The organism is Microcystis aeruginosa NIES-4325, assembly GCF_008974145.1.
In the GTDB taxonomy this organism is placed as follows: domain Bacteria; phylum Cyanobacteriota; class Cyanobacteriia; order Cyanobacteriales; family Microcystaceae; genus Microcystis; species Microcystis aeruginosa_G.
On the sequence record NZ_BJKP01000144.1, the window covers coordinates 1 to 270 of the forward strand.

The window sequence follows — 270 nt, forward strand, 5'->3', positions numbered from 1 at the left end:
TAAGAGGTGGTCTGGGCAGATGGTGACAAACTTGCCTGAATTGAAAGGCCGCTTTTGTCATCGGGCTATGATGACTCGTAATTCTTTCATGACGCAAGGGTAATGCCCAACTTCCCTCAAGCTCTGGAATCCAGGCAATGGTACTGTACCCATGCCCACCCTGTGATTGGCTTGCCGCTAATTACTTTTGCCCCATGCTCAAAGGTTCGGTCTTTCAGGGTATCAGCATACAATCTTGGATAGGCTGTATGGTCGCCTGCTAAGATTATA

The 270-nt window shown here is 48.1% G+C and carries 1 pseudogene; it reads right to left on the minus strand.

Annotated elements, in window-relative coordinates:
* Positions 1-270, minus strand: a pseudogene (locus MiAbW_RS20630) (NF041680 family putative transposase); the annotation flags it as partial.